At 63.3% G+C, this 15,681-nt stretch carries 19 protein-coding genes; all 19 read left to right on the top strand.

Annotated features, from left to right (window positions below; translation table 11 throughout):
• Nucleotides 1-90 precede the first annotated feature (90 nt).
• The 19 genes from rpoC to rplE all read left to right on the top strand — a co-directional run bounded on the left by rpoC (nt 91) and on the right by rplE (nt 15,662).
• Entirely contained in the window at nt 91-4,281 is a 4,191-nt protein-coding gene (gene rpoC, locus K9D25_RS17685; protein WP_244376924.1) for a DNA-directed RNA polymerase subunit beta', read from the top strand.
• A 596-nt stretch (nt 4,282-4,877) separates the two neighbouring features.
• Nucleotides 4,878-5,249, top strand: a complete 372-nt coding sequence (gene rpsL, locus K9D25_RS17680) for a 30S ribosomal protein S12 (RefSeq protein WP_018390597.1) — start codon at nt 4,878-4,880, stop codon at nt 5,247-5,249.
• 11 nt (nt 5,250-5,260) lie between these two features.
• Nucleotides 5,261-5,731: a 30S ribosomal protein S7 gene (gene rpsG / locus K9D25_RS17675; protein ID WP_244376923.1), complete on the top strand. Its 471-nt coding sequence runs from the start codon at nt 5,261-5,263 to the stop codon at nt 5,729-5,731.
• A 27-nt stretch (nt 5,732-5,758) separates the two neighbouring features.
• Nucleotides 5,759-7,834 carry an elongation factor G gene (gene fusA, locus K9D25_RS17670; RefSeq protein WP_244376922.1) on the top strand — a complete coding sequence of 692 codons (2,076 nt, stop codon included), beginning with the start codon at nt 5,759-5,761 and terminating at the stop codon, nt 7,832-7,834.
• 62 nt (nt 7,835-7,896) lie between these two features.
• On the top strand, nt 7,897-9,087 hold the full coding sequence (tuf, locus tag K9D25_RS17665) for an elongation factor Tu (RefSeq protein WP_244376921.1): 1,191 nt from the start codon (nt 7,897-7,899) through the stop codon (nt 9,085-9,087).
• Between the two features lie 97 nt (nt 9,088-9,184).
• Nucleotides 9,185-9,493 (top strand): 30S ribosomal protein S10, encoded by a 309-nt coding sequence (gene rpsJ / locus K9D25_RS17660; protein ID WP_013166261.1) that lies wholly within the window; start codon nt 9,185-9,187, stop codon nt 9,491-9,493.
• A 22-nt stretch (nt 9,494-9,515) separates the two neighbouring features.
• The gene (gene rplC, locus K9D25_RS17655) at nt 9,516-10,265 is read left to right on the top strand and encodes a 50S ribosomal protein L3 (RefSeq protein WP_244376920.1); all 750 of its coding nucleotides are present in this window, start codon (nt 9,516-9,518) and stop codon (nt 10,263-10,265) included.
• Nucleotides 10,265-10,885: a 50S ribosomal protein L4 gene (gene rplD, locus K9D25_RS17650; protein WP_244376919.1), complete on the top strand. Its 621-nt coding sequence runs from the start codon at nt 10,265-10,267 to the stop codon at nt 10,883-10,885. Before rplC ends, rplD begins: the two co-directional genes overlap by 1 nt.
• Nucleotides 10,882-11,178: a 50S ribosomal protein L23 gene (locus K9D25_RS17645; protein WP_244376918.1), complete on the top strand. Its 297-nt coding sequence runs from the start codon at nt 10,882-10,884 to the stop codon at nt 11,176-11,178. The genes rplD and K9D25_RS17645 overlap by 4 nt, the downstream gene beginning before the upstream one ends.
• 23 nt (nt 11,179-11,201) lie before the next feature.
• Complete coding sequence (gene rplB / locus K9D25_RS17640) at nt 11,202-12,035, top strand: 50S ribosomal protein L2 (RefSeq protein ID WP_244376917.1); 834 nt, start codon at nt 11,202-11,204, stop codon at nt 12,033-12,035.
• Between the two features lie 17 nt (nt 12,036-12,052).
• On the top strand, nt 12,053-12,331 hold the full coding sequence (gene rpsS, locus K9D25_RS17635; protein WP_131835104.1) for a 30S ribosomal protein S19: 279 nt from the start codon (nt 12,053-12,055) through the stop codon (nt 12,329-12,331).
• Nucleotides 12,332-12,341: 10 nt separating this feature from the next.
• Nucleotides 12,342-12,722, top strand: coding sequence for a 50S ribosomal protein L22 (gene rplV / locus K9D25_RS17630; protein ID WP_018390605.1), 381 nt, complete (start codon nt 12,342-12,344; stop codon nt 12,720-12,722).
• Nucleotides 12,722-13,429, top strand: a complete 708-nt coding sequence (gene rpsC / locus K9D25_RS17625; protein WP_244376916.1) for a 30S ribosomal protein S3 — start codon at nt 12,722-12,724, stop codon at nt 13,427-13,429. Before rplV ends, rpsC begins: the two co-directional genes overlap by 1 nt.
• 30 nt (nt 13,430-13,459) lie before the next feature.
• A complete protein-coding gene (gene rplP / locus K9D25_RS17620; protein WP_244376915.1) occupies nt 13,460-13,873 on the top strand; it encodes a 50S ribosomal protein L16 in 414 nt (137 codons plus the stop codon).
• Nucleotides 13,874-13,884: 11 nt separating this feature from the next.
• Nucleotides 13,885-14,094, top strand: coding sequence for a 50S ribosomal protein L29 (gene rpmC / locus K9D25_RS17615; RefSeq protein WP_244376914.1), 210 nt, complete (start codon nt 13,885-13,887; stop codon nt 14,092-14,094).
• A 10-nt stretch (nt 14,095-14,104) separates the two neighbouring features.
• On the top strand, nt 14,105-14,353 hold the full coding sequence (gene rpsQ / locus K9D25_RS17610) for a 30S ribosomal protein S17 (RefSeq protein ID WP_244376913.1): 249 nt from the start codon (nt 14,105-14,107) through the stop codon (nt 14,351-14,353).
• Between the two features lie 73 nt (nt 14,354-14,426).
• Entirely contained in the window at nt 14,427-14,795 is a 369-nt protein-coding gene (rplN, locus tag K9D25_RS17605) for a 50S ribosomal protein L14 (protein WP_018390610.1), read from the top strand.
• Nucleotides 14,795-15,112, top strand: a complete 318-nt coding sequence (gene rplX / locus K9D25_RS17600) for a 50S ribosomal protein L24 (protein WP_244376912.1) — start codon at nt 14,795-14,797, stop codon at nt 15,110-15,112. The genes rplN and rplX overlap by 1 nt, the downstream gene beginning before the upstream one ends.
• On the top strand, nt 15,105-15,662 hold the full coding sequence (gene rplE / locus K9D25_RS17595) for a 50S ribosomal protein L5 (protein ID WP_279613749.1): 558 nt from the start codon (nt 15,105-15,107) through the stop codon (nt 15,660-15,662). Before rplX ends, rplE begins: the two co-directional genes overlap by 8 nt.
• Nucleotides 15,663-15,681 lie beyond the last annotated feature (19 nt).

Genomic DNA, 15,681 nt, shown 5'->3' with positions numbered 1-15,681 from the left:
CCGCCTTTTCGATCGCGCGACAGACCAGACTTTTCCGTGACCCCAGCAAGCCGCGGCGGCGGAGGCGGGGTCCAGCCGAAGGAGACGGCGATGAATCAAGAGGTCATGAATCTCTTCAACCCGGCGGCGCCGGCGCCGACTTTCGATCAGATCAAGATCTCGATCGCGAGTCCGGAGAAGATCCTGTCGTGGTCCTTCGGCGAGATCAAGAAGCCCGAAACCATCAACTACCGCACGTTCAAGCCTGAGCGTGACGGCTTGTTCTGCGCGCGCATCTTCGGTCCGATCAAGGACTATGAGTGCCTGTGCGGCAAGTACAAGCGCATGAAGTACAAGGGGATCATCTGCGAGAAGTGCGGCGTGGAAGTCACGCTGTCGCGCGTGCGCCGTGAGCGCATGGGCCACATCGAGCTTGCCGCCCCCGTCGCGCATATCTGGTTCCTGAAGTCGCTGCCGAGCCGCATCGGCCTTCTGCTCGATATGACGCTGAAGGACCTCGAGCGCATCCTTTACTTCGAGTACTACTGCGTCATCGAGCCGGGCCTCACCCCGCTGAAGGAGCGTCAGCTCCTCTCGGAAGAGGACTATCTGCGCGCGCAGGAAGAGTATGGCGACGACTCGTTCACCGCGCTGATCGGCGCGGAGGCGATCCGCGAGATTCTGCGTGGCATGGATCTGGAGAAGATCGCCGGCAATCTGCGCAAGGAGATCGCCGAGGCCACCACCGAGCTGAAGCCGAAGAAGCTGGCCAAGCGCCTTAAGATCGTCGAAGCCTTCCAGGAATCCGGCAACAAGCCGGAGTGGATGATCCTGACGCATGTGCCGGTCATCCCGCCGGACCTGCGCCCGCTCGTCCCGCTGGACGGTGGCCGCTTCGCGACCTCCGACCTTAACGACCTCTACCGCCGCGTCATCAACCGCAACAACCGTCTCAAGCGGCTGATCGAGCTGAAGGCTCCGGACATCATCATCCGCAACGAGAAGCGCATGCTTCAGGAAGCGGTCGATGCGCTGTTCGATAACGGCCGTCGCGGCCGCGTCATCACCGGTGCCAATAAGCGCCCGCTGAAGTCGCTCGCCGACATGCTGAAGGGCAAGCAGGGCCGGTTCCGCCAGAACCTGCTCGGCAAGCGCGTCGACTATTCCGGCCGTTCGGTGATCGTCGTCGGCCCCGAGCTGAAGCTGCACCAGTGCGGCCTGCCGAAGAAGATGGCGCTGGAGCTGTTCAAGCCCTTCATCTATTCGCGTCTCGACGCCAAGGGCCTGTCCGCGACCGTGAAGCAAGCGAAGAAGCTGGTCGAGAAGGAGCGTCCCGAGGTGTGGGACATCCTCGACGAGGTGATCCGCGAGCATCCCGTGATGCTGAACCGCGCGCCGACGCTGCATCGCCTGGGCATCCAGGCGTTTGAGCCGGTGCTGATCGAAGGCAAGGCGATCCAGCTGCACCCGCTGGTCTGCTCGGCCTTCAACGCGGACTTCGACGGCGACCAGATGGCGGTGCACGTGCCCCTGTCCATCGAGGCGCAGCTGGAAGCGCGCGTGCTGATGATGTCGACCAACAACATCCTGCACCCCGCCAACGGCGCGCCGATCATCGTGCCGTCGCAGGACATCGTTCTCGGCCTCTATTATCTCACCATGATGCGCGAGGGTGAGCCCGGCGAGGGCATGGCCTTCGCCAACATGGGCGAGATCGACCACGCGCTGGCTGCCAAGGCCATCACCCTGCACACCAAGGTGCGCGGGCGGTATATCGGCGTCGACGAGGACGGCAATCCGGCCCCGAAGATCTATGAGACCACCCCGGGTCGCATGAAGCTCGGCGAACTCCTGCCGAAGAACCCGAAGACCCCCTTCGACGTCGTCAACAAGCTGATGACCAAGAAGGAAATCTCGAACATGATCGACACCGTCTACCGCCACTGCGGTCAGAAGGAGACGGTCATTTTCTGCGACCGCATCATGACGCTCGGCTTCTCCAACGCCTTCCGCGCCGGCATTTCGTTCGGCAAGGACGACATGGTGGTGCCGTCCAAGAAGTGGGACATGGTCGAAGAGACCCGTGCGCTCACCAAGGAATATGAGCAGCAGTACAATGACGGCCTGATCACCCAGGGCGAAAAGTACAACAAGGTCGTCGATGCGTGGGGCAAGTGCTCCGCCCGCCTCGCCGACGAGATGATGGCCGAAATCTCGGCGGTGAAGAAGGACCCGGTGACGGGTCGCGAGAAGCAGATCAACTCGATCTACATGATGGCGCATTCCGGCGCGCGTGGTTCGCGTGAGCAGATGCGTCAGCTGGCCGCCATGCGCGGCCTGATGGCGAAGCCGTCGGGTGAGATCATCGAGACGCCGATCATCTCGAACTTCAAGGAAGGCCTCTCCGTGCTCGAGTACTTCAACTCGACCCACGGTGCCCGTAAGGGTCTGGCTGACACCGCGCTGAAGACCGCCAACTCGGGCTACCTGACCCGTCGTCTTGTTGACGTGGCTCAGGACAGCATCATCACCCTGCGTGATTGCGGTACCACCAACGGTATCGCGATGCGCGCCATTATCGATGCGGGCAACATCGTTGCCACGCTCGGCTCGCGCGTTCTGGGCCGCACGGCGGCGGAGGACGTGATCGAGGGCGCGACCGGCAATGTTATCGTGCCGGCCGGCCATATGATGGACGAGGCGGATGTCGAGCGCATCGCCAAGGCCGGCGTGCAGGAGATCAAGATCCGCTCCGTGCTCACCTGTGAGGCCAAGAACGGCGTCTGCGGAACCTGCTACGGCCGTGACCTGGCGCGCGGCACGCCTGTCAACATGGGCGAGGCGGTCGGCGTGATCGCGGCGCAGTCCATCGGCGAGCCGGGCACGCAGCTCACCATGCGCACCTTCCACATCGGCGGCGCGGCGCAGCTGTCCGAACAGTCCTTCATCGAGGCTTCCTTCGAGGGCACGGTGAAGATCCGCAACCGCAACGTGGTGCGGAACTCGGATGGCGAGCTGATTGCGATGAGCCGTAACCTCTCGGTGCTCATCGTCGATCACGACGGCACGGAGAAGGCCTCGCATCGCATCCAGTTCGGCGCCAAGCTGAAGGTGGACGAAGGCGATGCCATCAAGCGTGGCCAGCGCATCGCCGAGTGGGATCCCTATACCCGCCCGATCCTCACCGAGGTCGAGGGTATCGTGGGTTACGAGGATCTGGTCGAAGGTGCCTCGCTCAGCGAGACGGTCGACGAATCGACCGGTATCGCCAAGCGCGTCGTCACCGACTGGCGCACCGGCCGCGGTTCGGAACTGCGTCCTTCGCTGGTGGTGAAGGGTGCGGATGGCAAGGTGCTGAAGCTGCAGCGCGGCGGCGATGCCCGCTACACGCTGCCTGTGGATGCGATCCTTTCCGCCGACCCCGGCTCGACCATCAAGGCGGGCGACGTGCTGGCGCGCGTGCCGATGGAATCGGCCAAGACCCGCGACATCACGGGCGGTCTGCCGCGCGTGGCGGAGCTGTTCGAGGCCCGTCGTCCGAAGGATGCGGCGATCATCGCCGAAATCTCCGGCACGATCCGTTTCGGCAAGGACTACAAGAACAAGCGCCGTGTGAGCATTGAGCCGCAGGACTCGAACGACGAGACGGCGGAGTACCTGATCCCGAAGGGCAAGCACATCCACCTGCAGGATGGCGACCTCGTCGAGAAGGGTGACTTCATCGTCGACGGCAACCCGGCGCCGCACGACATTCTGGCGATCAAGGGCGTCGAAGAACTCGCCGCCTATCTCGTAAACGAGATCCAGGAAGTCTACCGGCTGCAGGGCGTGCTCATCAACGACAAGCACATCGAGGTGATCGTTCGCCAGATGCTGCAGAAGGTCGAGATCGACGACGCCGGCGAGAGCGATCTGCTCACCAACGAGCAGATCGACGCTTCGGAGCTGAACGAGATCAATGAGCGGCTGATCGCCGAGGGCAAGAAGCCCGCGTCCGGTCACCCGGTCCTGCTCGGCATCACCAAGGCGAGCCTGCAGACACGCTCCTTCATCTCGGCCGCCTCCTTCCAGGAGACTACCCGCGTGCTCACCGAGGCGGCGGTCAACGGCAAGTCGGACGACCTCGCCGGTCTCAAGGAGAACGTCATCGTCGGCCGCCTTATCCCGGCGGGCACCGGCGCGCAGATGGCGAAGCTCCGTGTGACGGCGACCACCCGCGACGATCTGATCGCCGCGCAGAACGAGCAGGACAGCGTCGCCTCCAATGCTCCGCGCCTCGAAGGTCCCGCCGCCGCCGAGTGACCGGTGCGGTAAGACCTGGCAGAATCGAAAGGCCGCCCCTCGCAGGGCGGCCTTTTTTTGTGGAATCGGGAATCGCCAGCGCCGCGCGCGAGTCGCCCGTATGGCGACGCGAAACCTCATAAGGCGATGGATGCCAGAGACGTGAATCCGAGCATCTTTGTTGCGTGGCGGGCGTCATGGATGAAATCTAACGACGGCAACGCCTCGCACGGGGCTGTGAGCGTCCAAACGCGCGGTTAAGGGTTGACGAACGGCGAGTCGCCGCGTAGAAGGCGCGTACTTTCACGGCAGGCGGTTGATGTTGCCGCGTTCGGACACCCTGTCTGGACACAGAACGTCAAGACGCTGCCGGAACGCACGCACGACCAAATCCGGCGCATGACCGCGCAACTGGCAGCCTTAAAGGCTGTCGCGTGGTCCTCTGAACGTACAGCGCCCTCGGCCAGATCCTGGCCGGCGGCGCTTCTTTCGTTCGCAGATAGCTCGGTATGTGCTGACTGTTCCGAACCGTCGAGAGAAGAATGCGGTTGTGGCCGCGGAAATTGGGTTAGCGCGGGACATTCCTGTTCCAGCGCAGCGAGACGAAGGCGAGACACGTGCCGACGATCAACCAGCTGATCCGCAAGCCGCGGGAAGCCCAGAAGGCCCGGAACAAGGTTCCGGCGCTGCAGGCCAGCCCGCAGAAGCGCGGCGTTTGCACCCGCGTCTATACGACGACCCCGAAGAAGCCGAACTCGGCGCTTCGTAAGGTCGCGAAGGTTCGTTTGACCAATGGCTATGAAGTCATCGGTTACATCCCCGGCGAGGGGCATAACCTGCAGGAACACTCCGTGGTGATGATCCGCGGCGGCCGCGTCAAGGATCTTCCCGGCGTGCGCTATCACATCCTGCGCGGCGTGCTCGATACGCAGGGCGTCAAGAACCGCAAGCAGCGCCGGTCGAAGTACGGCGCCAAGCGGCCGAAGTGAGGATTTGAGCGATGTCCCGTCGTCATCGTGCAGAGCGCCGTGAAGTCACTCCCGATCCGAAGTTCGGGTCGGAAGTGCTGAGCCGCTTCATGAACGCCGTCATGTATGACGGCAAGAAGTCGGTCGCCGAGGCGATCGTTTACGGCGCGCTCGACCTCGTCGAGACCCGTGCCAAGTCCGAGCCGCTGGGTGTGTTCACCCAGGCGCTCGACAATGTGAGCCCGGCCATCGAGGTGCGTTCCCGCCGTGTCGGCGGCGCCACCTACCAGGTGCCGGTCGAAGTGCGCCCCGAGCGTCGTCAGGCTCTTGCGATCCGCTGGCTGATCACTGCCGCCCGCGCCCGCAACGAGAAGACGATGGTGGAGCGCCTGTCGGGCGAACTGCTCGACGCTTCGAACAATCGCGGCACTGCCGTGAAGAAACGTGAAGACACGCACCGCATGGCGGAGGCCAACCGGGCCTTCTCTCACTATCGCTGGTGATGACGAGAGCCGGTACGAGGATCTGATATGTCGCGCACGCACGCTATCGAAGACTACCGCAACTTCGGCATCATGGCCCACATTGATGCCGGCAAGACCACGACCACGGAACGGATCCTCTATTACACCGGCAAGAGCCACAAGATCGGCGAAGTCCATGATGGCGCTGCCACCATGGACTGGATGACGCAGGAGCAGGAGCGCGGCATCACGATCACGTCGGCCGCGACGACCGCTTTCTGGCAGGGCAAGCGCCTGAACATCATCGACACTCCCGGCCACGTCGACTTCACCATTGAAGTCGAGCGTTCGCTGCGCGTGCTCGACGGTGCGGTGTGCGTGCTCGACGGTAACCAAGGCGTTGAGCCCCAGACGGAAACCGTGTGGCGTCAGGCGGACAAGTACAACGTCCCGCGCATCGTGTTCGTCAACAAGATGGACAAGACCGGCGCCGACTTCTTCCGTTGCGTCGAGATGATCGTCGACCGCGTGGACGGCAAGCCCGTGTGCTGCCAGCTGCCGATCGGCTCCGAGAACAATTTCAAGGGCATCATCGACCTCGTCCGCATGAAGGCGGTCGTGTGGGACAATGAAGAGCTCGGCGCGAAGTATCACGACGAAGAGATCCCGGCCGAGCTGCTCGACCAGGCGGTCGAGTATCGCGGCAAGCTGCTCGAAGCGGCTGTCGAACTCGACGACGACGTGCTGTCTGCCTATCTCGACGGTGTCGAGCCGGACGAGGCGACCCTCAAGGGTCTGATCCGCAAGGCGGTCATCGGTCGCGTGTTCAACCCGGTGTTCTGCGGCTCGGCGTTCAAGAACAAGGGCGTGCAGCCCCTGCTCGATGCGGTCGTGGACTTCCTGCCGTCGCCGATCGACCGTGGCGCGATCAAGGGCATCGACTTCAACACCGAAGAAGAGACCGATCGCAAGCCGTCGGACAGCGATCCTCTCTCCGTGCTCGCGTTCAAGATCATGGACGACCCCTTCGTCGGCACCATCACCTTCTGCCGCGTCTATTCGGGTAAGCTGGAGACCGGCATGGGTCTTCTGAACTCGACCCGCGACAAGAAGGAGCGCGTCGGTCGCATGCTGCTCATGCATGCAAACAACCGTGAGGACATCAAGGAGGCCTATGCGGGCGACATCGTCGCTCTCGCCGGCCTCAAGGAAGTCCGCACCGGCGACACGCTGTGCGACCCGGCCAAGCCCGTCATCCTCGAGAAGATGGAATTCCCCGAGCCGGTCATCGAGATCGCGATCGAGCCGAAGTCCAAGGCCGACCAGGAGAAGCTGGGCCTCGCTCTTGCGAAGCTCGCCGCTGAGGATCCGTCCTTCCGCGTGTCGACCGACTTCGAGAGCGGCCAGACCATCCTCAAGGGGATGGGCGAACTGCACTTGGACATCAAGGTCGATATCCTCAAGCGCACCTATAAGGTCGACGCCAACATCGGCGCTCCGCAGGTCGCTTATCGCGAGACGATCACCCGCAAGACCGAAGTGGACTACACCCATAAGAAGCAGACCGGCGGTACCGGTCAGTTTGCCCGGGTGAAGTTCGTGGTCGAGCCGAACGAAGTCGGCAAGGGTTTCGCCTTCGAGAGCAAGATCATCGGTGGCGCCGTGCCGAAGGAATACATCCCCGGTGTGACCAAGGGTCTGGAAAGCGTGCTCGGTTCGGGCGTGCTCGCCGGCTTCCCGGTGGTGGACGTCAAGGTCGACCTGATCGACGGCGCCTATCACGAAGTCGACTCGTCGGCCCTGGCCTTCGAAATCGCCTCGCGTGCCGCTTTCCGTGAAGCCCTTCAGAAGGGCGGCGCGGTGCTGCTGGAGCCGATCATGAAGGTCGAGGTCGTGACCCCGGAAGACTACACCGGTTCGGTCATCGGTGACCTCAACTCGCGTCGCGGCCAGATCCAGGGCCAGGACATGCGTGGCAATGCGAACGTCGTTAACGCGATGGTGCCGCTGGCCAACATGTTCGGCTACGTCAACACGCTCCGGTCCTTCTCGCAGGGCCGCGCTACTTTCACCATGCAGTTCGACCACTACGAGCAGGTGCCGTCGAACGTCGCTCAGGAGGTTCAGGCCAAGTACGCGTGAGCGTCGGCCTGAGTTTCTGAAGCGATTTCGTATCAACATCGATAAGACCGACGGAGAGCCCCGTGGCCAAAGAGAAGTTCAACCGTTCGAAGCCTCACTGCAACATCGGGACGATTGGCCATGTTGACCATGGCAAGACGTCTCTGACGGCAGCGATCACGAAGGTTCTTGCGGAGACGGGCGGCGCGACGTTCACGGCGTACGACCAGATCGACAAGGCGCCGGAAGAGAAGGCGCGCGGCATCACGATCTCGACCGCTCACGTTGAGTACGAGACGACGAACCGCCACTACGCGCATGTCGACTGCCCCGGCCACGCCGACTATGTGAAGAACATGATCACGGGCGCGGCGCAGATGGACGGCGCGATCCTGGTTGTGTCGGCGGCGGACGGCCCGATGCCGCAGACCCGCGAGCACATCCTTCTGGCGCGTCAGGTCGGCGTCCCGGCTCTGGTGGTGTTCCTCAACAAGTGCGACATGGTCGACGACGAGGAACTGCTTGAGCTGGTGGAGCTCGAGGTTCGCGAGCTTCTGTCGAAGTACGACTTCCCCGGCGACGACATCCCGATCATCCGTGGCTCGGCGCTGGTGGCGCTGGAGAACGGCGATGCCAAGCTCGGCCGCGACGCCATCCTGAAGCTGATGGAATCGGTTGACGCCTACATCCCGCAGCCGGAGCGTCCGGTTGACCTGCCGTTCCTGATGCCGATCGAAGACGTGTTCTCGATTTCGGGCCGCGGCACGGTGGTGACCGGCCGCGTCGAGCGCGGCGTGATCAAGGTCGGCGAGGAAGTCGAGATCGTCGGCATCCGCCCGACGGTGAAGACGACGGTGACGGGCGTGGAAATGTTCCGCAAGCTGCTCGACCAGGGCCAGGCCGGCGACAACGTCGGTATCCTTGTTCGCGGCACGAAGCGCGAGGACGTGGAGCGCGGTCAGGTCGTGTGCAAGCCGGGTTCGGTGAAGCCGCACACGAAGTTCAAGGCCGAAGCCTACATCCTGACGAAGGAAGAGGGCGGGCGCCACACGCCGTTCTTCACGAACTACCGTCCGCAGTTCTATTTCCGCACGACGGACGTGACGGGCATCGTGACCCTGCCGGAAGGCACGGAAATGGTGATGCCGGGCGACAACATCACGGTTGACGTGGCGCTGATCGTTCCGATCGCGATGGAAGAGAAGCTGCGCTTCGCCATCCGCGAAGGCGGCCGCACCGTCGGCGCCGGCGTCGTCGCTTCCATCATCGAGTGACGTCGACAATCCCGAGGGGCGCGGGAACGCCTGCGCCCCTTTTTCGTGGAGCTCGTTACTGAGCCCGACTGACGAGCCCTCTGGGAGCCTGAAGTCAATGAACGGCCAAAATATTCGGATCCGCCTCAAGGCGTTCGATCACCGCATCCTGGATGCCTCGACGCGCGAAATCGTTTCGACGGCCAAGCGCACGGGCGCCCAGGTTCGCGGGCCTATTCCGCTTCCGACGCGGATCGAGAAGTTCACGGTCAATCGTTCTCCCCACGTGGACAAGAAGTCCCGTGAGCAGTTCGAAATGCGGACGCACAAGCGTCTGCTGGACATAGTCGACCCGACCCCCCAGACGGTGGACGCGCTGATGAAGCTCGACCTCGCCGCGGGTGTCGACGTCGAGATCAAGCTCTGAGAGAAGGCGAAGGGACACGGCCATGCGGTCAGGCGTCATCGCCCAGAAGGTCGGCATGACCCGCATCTTTAACGATGCAGGTGAACATGTTCCGGTCACTGTGCTGAAAGTCGATAATTGCCAGGTGGTTGCCCACCGTACGCTCGAGAAGAACGGCTACACGGCCGTGCAGCTCGGCGTCGGCCAGGCGAAGCCGCAGAACACCACCCGCGCTCTGCGCGGCCACTTCGCCGTGGCGAAGGTTGAGCCGAAGCGCAAGATGGCGGAATTCCGCGTCGAGGAAACCGACCTTATTCCGGTCGGCGCTGAACTGACCGTCGATCACTTCGTGGTCGGCCAGTTCGTCGACGTGACGGGCACCTCCATCGGCAAGGGCTTTGCCGGTGGTATGAAGCGCCACAATTTCGGTGGTCTTCGCGCCACGCACGGCGTGTCGGTTTCGCATCGTTCGATCGGTTCGACTGGTGGTCGTCAGGACCCCGGCAAGACCTTCAAGAACAAGAAGATGCCGGGCCACATGGGCCACGAGACGGTGACGACCCAGAACCTCAAGGTGGTGCTCACCGATGTTGAGCGCGGCCTGATCGCGGTCGAGGGTGCGGTTCCCGGCAACAAGGGTGGCTGGATCATCGTCGCTGACGCGGTGAAGAAGAAGCTGCCCGACGCCGCGCCGAAGCCGGGCAAGTTCCGTCTCCCGGGCGGGGAAGCGTCGAGCGAGCCGGCGGCTGACGTTGCGCCCGCGACCGAGGCTGCGGCCGAGGAGAACGTGTGATGGAACTCGCCGTCAAGACTCTCGAAGGGGCCGAGGCCGGCTCTGTGACCCTGTCGGACGAGATTTTCGGTCTCGAGCCGCGCCAGGACATCCTGCACCGCTGCGTGGTGTGGCAGCTGTCGCGCCGTCAGGCCGGCACCCATCAGACGCTGTCGCGTGCCGACGTCAACCGCACCAAGCGGAAGATGTACAAGCAGAAGGGCACCGGCGGCGCTCGCCACGGTGCGGCTTCCGCCCCGCAGTTCCGCGGCGGCGCCAAGGCGTTCGGTCCGGTCTCGCGCAGCCATGCGAGCGACCTGCCGAAGAAGGTGCGTGCGCTCGCTCTGCGGCACGCTCTGTCGTCGAAGGCCAAGGATCAGCAGATCGTCGTCCTCGATGACGCGGTGCTGTCCGAGCCGAAGACCAAGCTGCTCAAGGAGCGGCTGGCGGGCCTCGGCCTGTCGAGCGCGCTGGTCGTGTCCGGCGCCGAGGTGGATGCCAATTTTGGCCTCGCCTCGCGCAATGTCACCCATCTCGACGTGCTGCCCGTCCAGGGCATCAACGTCTATGACATCCTGCGCCGTCAGACCCTGGTGCTGACGAAGGCGGCTGTCGACGCTCTGGAGGCGCGCTTCAAATGAGTCTCGATCCGCGCCACTACGACGTGATCGTGTCCCCGGTGATCACCGAGAAGGCCACGATGGCGTCCGAGCACAACAAGGTCGTCTTCAAGGTTGCTCTGACGGCTACCAAGCCGCAGATCAAGGAAGCGGTCGAGAAGCTCTTCGACGTGAAGGTCGAGAGTGTCAACACGCTGGTCCGCAAGGGGAAGACGAAGTTCTTCAAGGGCCGCAAGGGCGTGCAGAGCGACGTGAAGAAGGCGGTCGTGACCCTCGCCGAGGGGCACTCCATCGACATCACGACGGGTCTGTGAGCCGGAATTAAGGGACCAGAGACATGGCGCTCAAAACCTTCAAGCCGGTAACGCCGAGCCTCCGCCAGCTGGTCATCGTCGACCGCTCCGCCCTGTACAAGGGCAAGCCGGTCAAGACGCTGACCGAGGGCAAGTCGGAGGCGGGCGGCCGCAACAACACCGGCCGGGTGACCGTGCGCTTCCGTGGCGGCGGGCACAAGCAGGCCTATCGCCTCGTCGACTTCAAGCGCACCAAGCGCGATGTGGCGGCGACGGTGGAGCGGATCGAGTACGATCCCAACCGCACGGCCTTCATCGCCCTCATCAAGTATGAGGACGGTGAGCTTAACTACATCCTGGCGCCGCAGCGCCTCGCGGTCGGCGATCAGGTGATCGCCTCCAAGAGCGTCGACGTGAAGCCGGGCAACGCGGCGCCGCTCGGCAACCTGCCGGTGGGCACGATCGTGCACAATATCGAGCTGAAGATCGGCAAGGGCGGCCAGATCGCCCGTTCCGCCGGCTCCTATGCGCAGATCGTCGGTCGCGATCAGGGCTACGTCATCGTTCGCCTCAATTCGGGCGAGCAGCGGCTGGTCCATGGCGAGTGCATGGGGACGGTCGGCGCCGTGTCGAACCCGGACCACATGAACACCAATCTCGGCAAGGCTGGCCGCAAGCGTTGGCTGGGCCGTCGTCCGCACAACCGCGGTGTCACCATGAACCCGGTCGATCACCCGCATGGCGGCGGCGAAGGCCGCACCTCGGGTGGACGTCATCCGGTCACGCCCTGGGGTTTCCCCACCAAGGGCAAGAAGACCCGGAAGAACAAGTCGACCACCAAGTTCATCGTGTCCAGCCGGCACGCGCGCAAGAAGTGAGCGAGGGAAACTGAACTATGTCTCGATCGGTCTGGAAAGGTCCGTTCGTCGACGGCTACCTCCTCAAGAAGGCGGATGCCGCGCGCACGTCGGGTCGTCACGACGTCATCAAGATTTGGAGCCGCCGCTCCACGATCCTCCCGCAGTTCGTGGGGATCACGTTCGGCGTCTATAACGGCAACAAGCATGTCCCGGTTTCGGTTTCCGAGGACATGGTGGGCCACAAGTTCGGCGAGTTCGCCCCGACCCGTACCTATTACGGGCATGCGGCGGACAAGAAAGCCAAGCGGAAGTAGAGGCAGGGTCATGGGAAAGGCAGCTCGTCCGCGCACGCTCGCGGATACGGAAGCCAAGGCGGTTGCGCGTAACCTTCGCGTCAGCCCCCAGAAGCTCAACCTCGTCGCCGGTCTCATCCGGGGCAAGAAGGTCGCGACCGCTCTCGCCGACCTTCAGTTCTCGCGCAAGCGGATCGCCGGCGACGTGAAGAAGTGCCTGGAGTCGGCCATTGCCAATGCCGAGAACAATCATGAGCTTGATGTCGACGATCTGATCGTCGCCGAAGCCCATGTCGGCAAGGGCCTGGTCATGAAGCGCTTCGCGGCCCGCGCCCGTGGCCGTGCGAGCCGGATCGAGAAGCCGTTCTCGCATATCACCATCGTGGTGCGTGAAGTCGAGGAGAAGGCCTGATGGGTCAGAAGGTCAACCCGGTCGGGCTCCGGCTCGGCATCAACCGCACCTGGGACTCGCGCTGGTTCGCGGGCAAGGGCGAGTACGGCCAGCTGCTTCACGAGGACATCAAGATCCGTGAAGCGCTGCAGAAGCTTCTGAAGCAGGCCGCGGTCTCCAAGATCGTGATCGAACGTCCGCACAAGAAATGCCGCGTCACCATTCACTCGGCTCGCCCGGGTGTCGTGATCGGCAAGAAGGGCGCGGACATCGACAAGCTGCGCAAGAAGGTCGCCGAGATGACGAACTCGGAGGTCTTCATCAACATCGTTGAGATTCGGAAGCCGGAAATCGACGCGCGCCTCGTCGCTGAGTCGATTGCGCAGCAGCTTGAGCGCCGTGTGGCATTCCGCCGCGCCATGAAGCGCGCCGTCCAGTCAGCGATGCGTCTGGGCGCGGAAGGCATTCGTATCAACTGCTCCGGCCGCCTGGGCGGCGCGGAGATCGCGCGCCTCGAATGGTATCGTGAAGGGCGTGTGCCGCTTCACACCTTGCGCGCGGACGTGGATTACGGTACGGCCACCGCCTTCACGACCTACGGCACCTGCGGTGTCAAGGTCTGGATCTTCAAGGGCGAGATCCTGGAGCACGATCCGATGGCGCAGGACAAGCGCCAGGCGGAAGGTGATTCCTCGGGTGGTCGCCCGTCGCGTCGCGACGCGGCGTGAGCAGATTGATAAAGGAATAAGAGGCGCGACATGCTGCAACCAAAGCGCACGAAGTTCCGCAAGCAGTTCAAAGGCCGTATTCACGGCGTTGCGAAGGGCGGGACTGACCTCAATTTCGGCCAGTTCGGGCTGAAGGCCATGGAGCCGGAACGCGTTACCGCCCGTCAGATCGAAGCCGCGCGTCGCGCGCTCACCCGTCACATGAAGCGTGCGGGCCGGGTGTGGATTCGCGTGTTCCCTGACGTGCCGGTGTCTTCGAAGCCGACCGAAGTCCGCATGGGTAAGGGTAAGGGCGCGCCCGACTATTGGGCCGCCAAGATCAAGCCCGGCCGCATCATGTTCGAGATCGATGGCGTGAGCCAGGATATCGCTCGTGAAGCGCTTCGGCTGGCCGCTGCGAAGCTGCCGATCAAGACGCGTTTCGTCGAGCGCATCGCTGAGTGACGGAGGAACAGATGACGAAGGCTTCCGACATTCGGACGAAGACCGCCGACGAGCTGCAGGACCAGCTGCTGGGCCTCAAGAAGGAGCAGTTCAACCTGCGCTTCCAGAAGGCGACCGGCCAGCTCGAAAACACGGCGCGGGTGCGTCAGATCCGTCGCGACATTGCGCGGGTCAAGACGATCCAGGCGCAGAAGGCCGCATCCGCGGCCAAGGCTAAGTGAGGAGAGGGCGATGCCGAAGCGTTTGCTGCAGGGCGTCGTGGTGAGCGACAAGCAGGACAAGACCGTCGTGGTCCGGGTCGAGCGCCGTTTCACCCATCCGCTGCTGAAGAAGACCGTCCGCCGTTCCAAGAAGTACCACGCCCATGACGAGGCGAACGCTTGGAAGGAAGGCGACACCGTCTGGATCGAGGAGCACCGCCCCTTGTCCAAGCTCAAGAACTGGATCGTGGTCCAGGGCGAGAAGCGGGCTGAAGTCTGAGCGCCCGGAAACGGGATTGAGGGGCGCGCGCCGGTGACGGCTGCGCGCGGTTTTTGCGAGAAATAGGTGCGTCATGATCCAGATGCAGACCAATCTCGACGTGGCGGACAATTCCGGTGCGCGTCGCGTCATGTGCATCAAGGTGCTTGGCGGTTCGAAGCGCAAGTATGCCCATGTCGGTGACATCATCGTGGTGTCGGTGAAGGAAGCTATCCCGCGCGGCCGCGTGAAGAAGGGCGACGTGATGAAGGCGGTTGTGGTTCGCACCGCCAAGGACATCCGTCGCGTGGACGGTTCGGTGATCCGTTTCGACCGCAATGCGGCCGTGCTGATCAACAACAACAAGGAGCCGGTCGGCACCCGCATCTTCGGGCCGGTTCCGCGCGAGCTTCGCGCCAAGAACCACATGAAGATCATCTCGCTGGCGCCGGAGGTGCTTTGATGGCCGCTAAGATCAAGAAGGGCGACAAGGTCGTCGTTCTCACCGGCCGCGACAAGGGTCGCACGGGCGAGGTTTTCGAGGTGCTGCCGAAGGAAGGCACTGCGCGCGTGCGCGGCGTCAACCTCGTGAAGCGGCACCAGCGGCAGAGCGCGAACCAGGAAGGCGGGATCATCTCCAAGGAGGCCCCGCTCAACCTGTCAAACATCGCGCTGGCCGATCCGAAGGATGGCAAGCCGACCCGCGTCGGTTTCCTTGTGCAGGCGGACGGCACCAAGGTGCGCGTCGCCAAGCGCTCGGGGGAGAAGATCGATGGCTGAGACCAGCTACAGCCCGCGGATGAAGGCCTTCTATGAGGCTGTCGTCCGCCAGAAGATGATCGAGCAGTTCGGCTACAAGAACCCCATGGAAGTGCCGACGATCGAGAAGATCGTCATCAACATGGGCGTGGGTGAAGCCACTGCCGACACCAAGAAGGTGCAGACCGCCGCCGCGGATCTCGCGCTGATCGCCGGCCAGAAGCCGGTCGTCACCCGCGCCCGCAAGGCGATTTCGAACTTCAAGCTGCGCGAGAACCAGCCGGTCGGCGCGAAGGTCACCCTTCGCAAGACTCGGATGTTCGAGTTCGTCGATCGCCTGGTGAATATCGCCCTGCCGCGCGTTCGCGACTTCCGTGGACTGAACCCGAAGAGCTTCGACGGTCGTGGCAACTATGCCATGGGCATCAAGGAGCACATCGTGTTCCCCGAGATCAACTACGACAAGGTTGATCAGATGTGGGGCATGGACATCATCGTCTGCACGACGGCGAAGACGGACGAAGAGGCACGCGCGCTTCTGAAGGCCTTCAACTTCCCGTTCCGTCAGTAAGCATCCCCTTCCGGCTGTG

This window comes from Ancylobacter polymorphus (genome assembly GCF_022836935.1).
Classification (GTDB): domain Bacteria; phylum Pseudomonadota; class Alphaproteobacteria; order Rhizobiales; family Xanthobacteraceae; genus Ancylobacter; species Ancylobacter polymorphus_A.
This window is presented reverse-complemented; position numbering and strand designations above follow the sequence as displayed.

What these genes read in the sequence shown, in the direction of transcription:
- rpsC (WP_244376916.1), top strand. Translation starts at nt 12,722, where the DNA reads ATGGGTCAGAAGGTCAACCCGGTCGGGCTCCGGCTCGGCATCAACCGC.
- rplP (WP_244376915.1), top strand. Translation starts at nt 13,460, where the DNA reads ATGCTGCAACCAAAGCGCACGAAGTTCCGCAAGCAGTTCAAAGGCCGT.
- rpsS (WP_131835104.1), top strand. Translation starts at nt 12,053, where the DNA reads ATGTCTCGATCGGTCTGGAAAGGTCCGTTCGTCGACGGCTACCTCCTC.
- rpmC (WP_244376914.1), top strand. Translation starts at nt 13,885, where the DNA reads ATGACGAAGGCTTCCGACATTCGGACGAAGACCGCCGACGAGCTGCAG.
- rpsJ (WP_013166261.1), top strand. Translation starts at nt 9,185, where the DNA reads ATGAACGGCCAAAATATTCGGATCCGCCTCAAGGCGTTCGATCACCGC.
- rplE (WP_279613749.1), top strand. Translation starts at nt 15,105, where the DNA reads ATGGCTGAGACCAGCTACAGCCCGCGGATGAAGGCCTTCTATGAGGCT.
- rpoC (WP_244376924.1), top strand. Translation starts at nt 91, where the DNA reads ATGAATCAAGAGGTCATGAATCTCTTCAACCCGGCGGCGCCGGCGCCG.
- rplC (WP_244376920.1), top strand. Translation starts at nt 9,516, where the DNA reads ATGCGGTCAGGCGTCATCGCCCAGAAGGTCGGCATGACCCGCATCTTT.
- rpsQ (WP_244376913.1), top strand. Translation starts at nt 14,105, where the DNA reads ATGCCGAAGCGTTTGCTGCAGGGCGTCGTGGTGAGCGACAAGCAGGAC.
- fusA (WP_244376922.1), top strand. Translation starts at nt 5,759, where the DNA reads ATGTCGCGCACGCACGCTATCGAAGACTACCGCAACTTCGGCATCATG.
- rpsG (WP_244376923.1), top strand. Translation starts at nt 5,261, where the DNA reads ATGTCCCGTCGTCATCGTGCAGAGCGCCGTGAAGTCACTCCCGATCCG.
- rplB (WP_244376917.1), top strand. Translation starts at nt 11,202, where the DNA reads ATGGCGCTCAAAACCTTCAAGCCGGTAACGCCGAGCCTCCGCCAGCTG.
- rplX (WP_244376912.1), top strand. Translation starts at nt 14,795, where the DNA reads ATGGCCGCTAAGATCAAGAAGGGCGACAAGGTCGTCGTTCTCACCGGC.
- K9D25_RS17645 (WP_244376918.1), top strand. Translation starts at nt 10,882, where the DNA reads ATGAGTCTCGATCCGCGCCACTACGACGTGATCGTGTCCCCGGTGATC.
- rplN (WP_018390610.1), top strand. Translation starts at nt 14,427, where the DNA reads ATGATCCAGATGCAGACCAATCTCGACGTGGCGGACAATTCCGGTGCG.
- rplD (WP_244376919.1), top strand. Translation starts at nt 10,265, where the DNA reads ATGGAACTCGCCGTCAAGACTCTCGAAGGGGCCGAGGCCGGCTCTGTG.
- rplV (WP_018390605.1), top strand. Translation starts at nt 12,342, where the DNA reads ATGGGAAAGGCAGCTCGTCCGCGCACGCTCGCGGATACGGAAGCCAAG.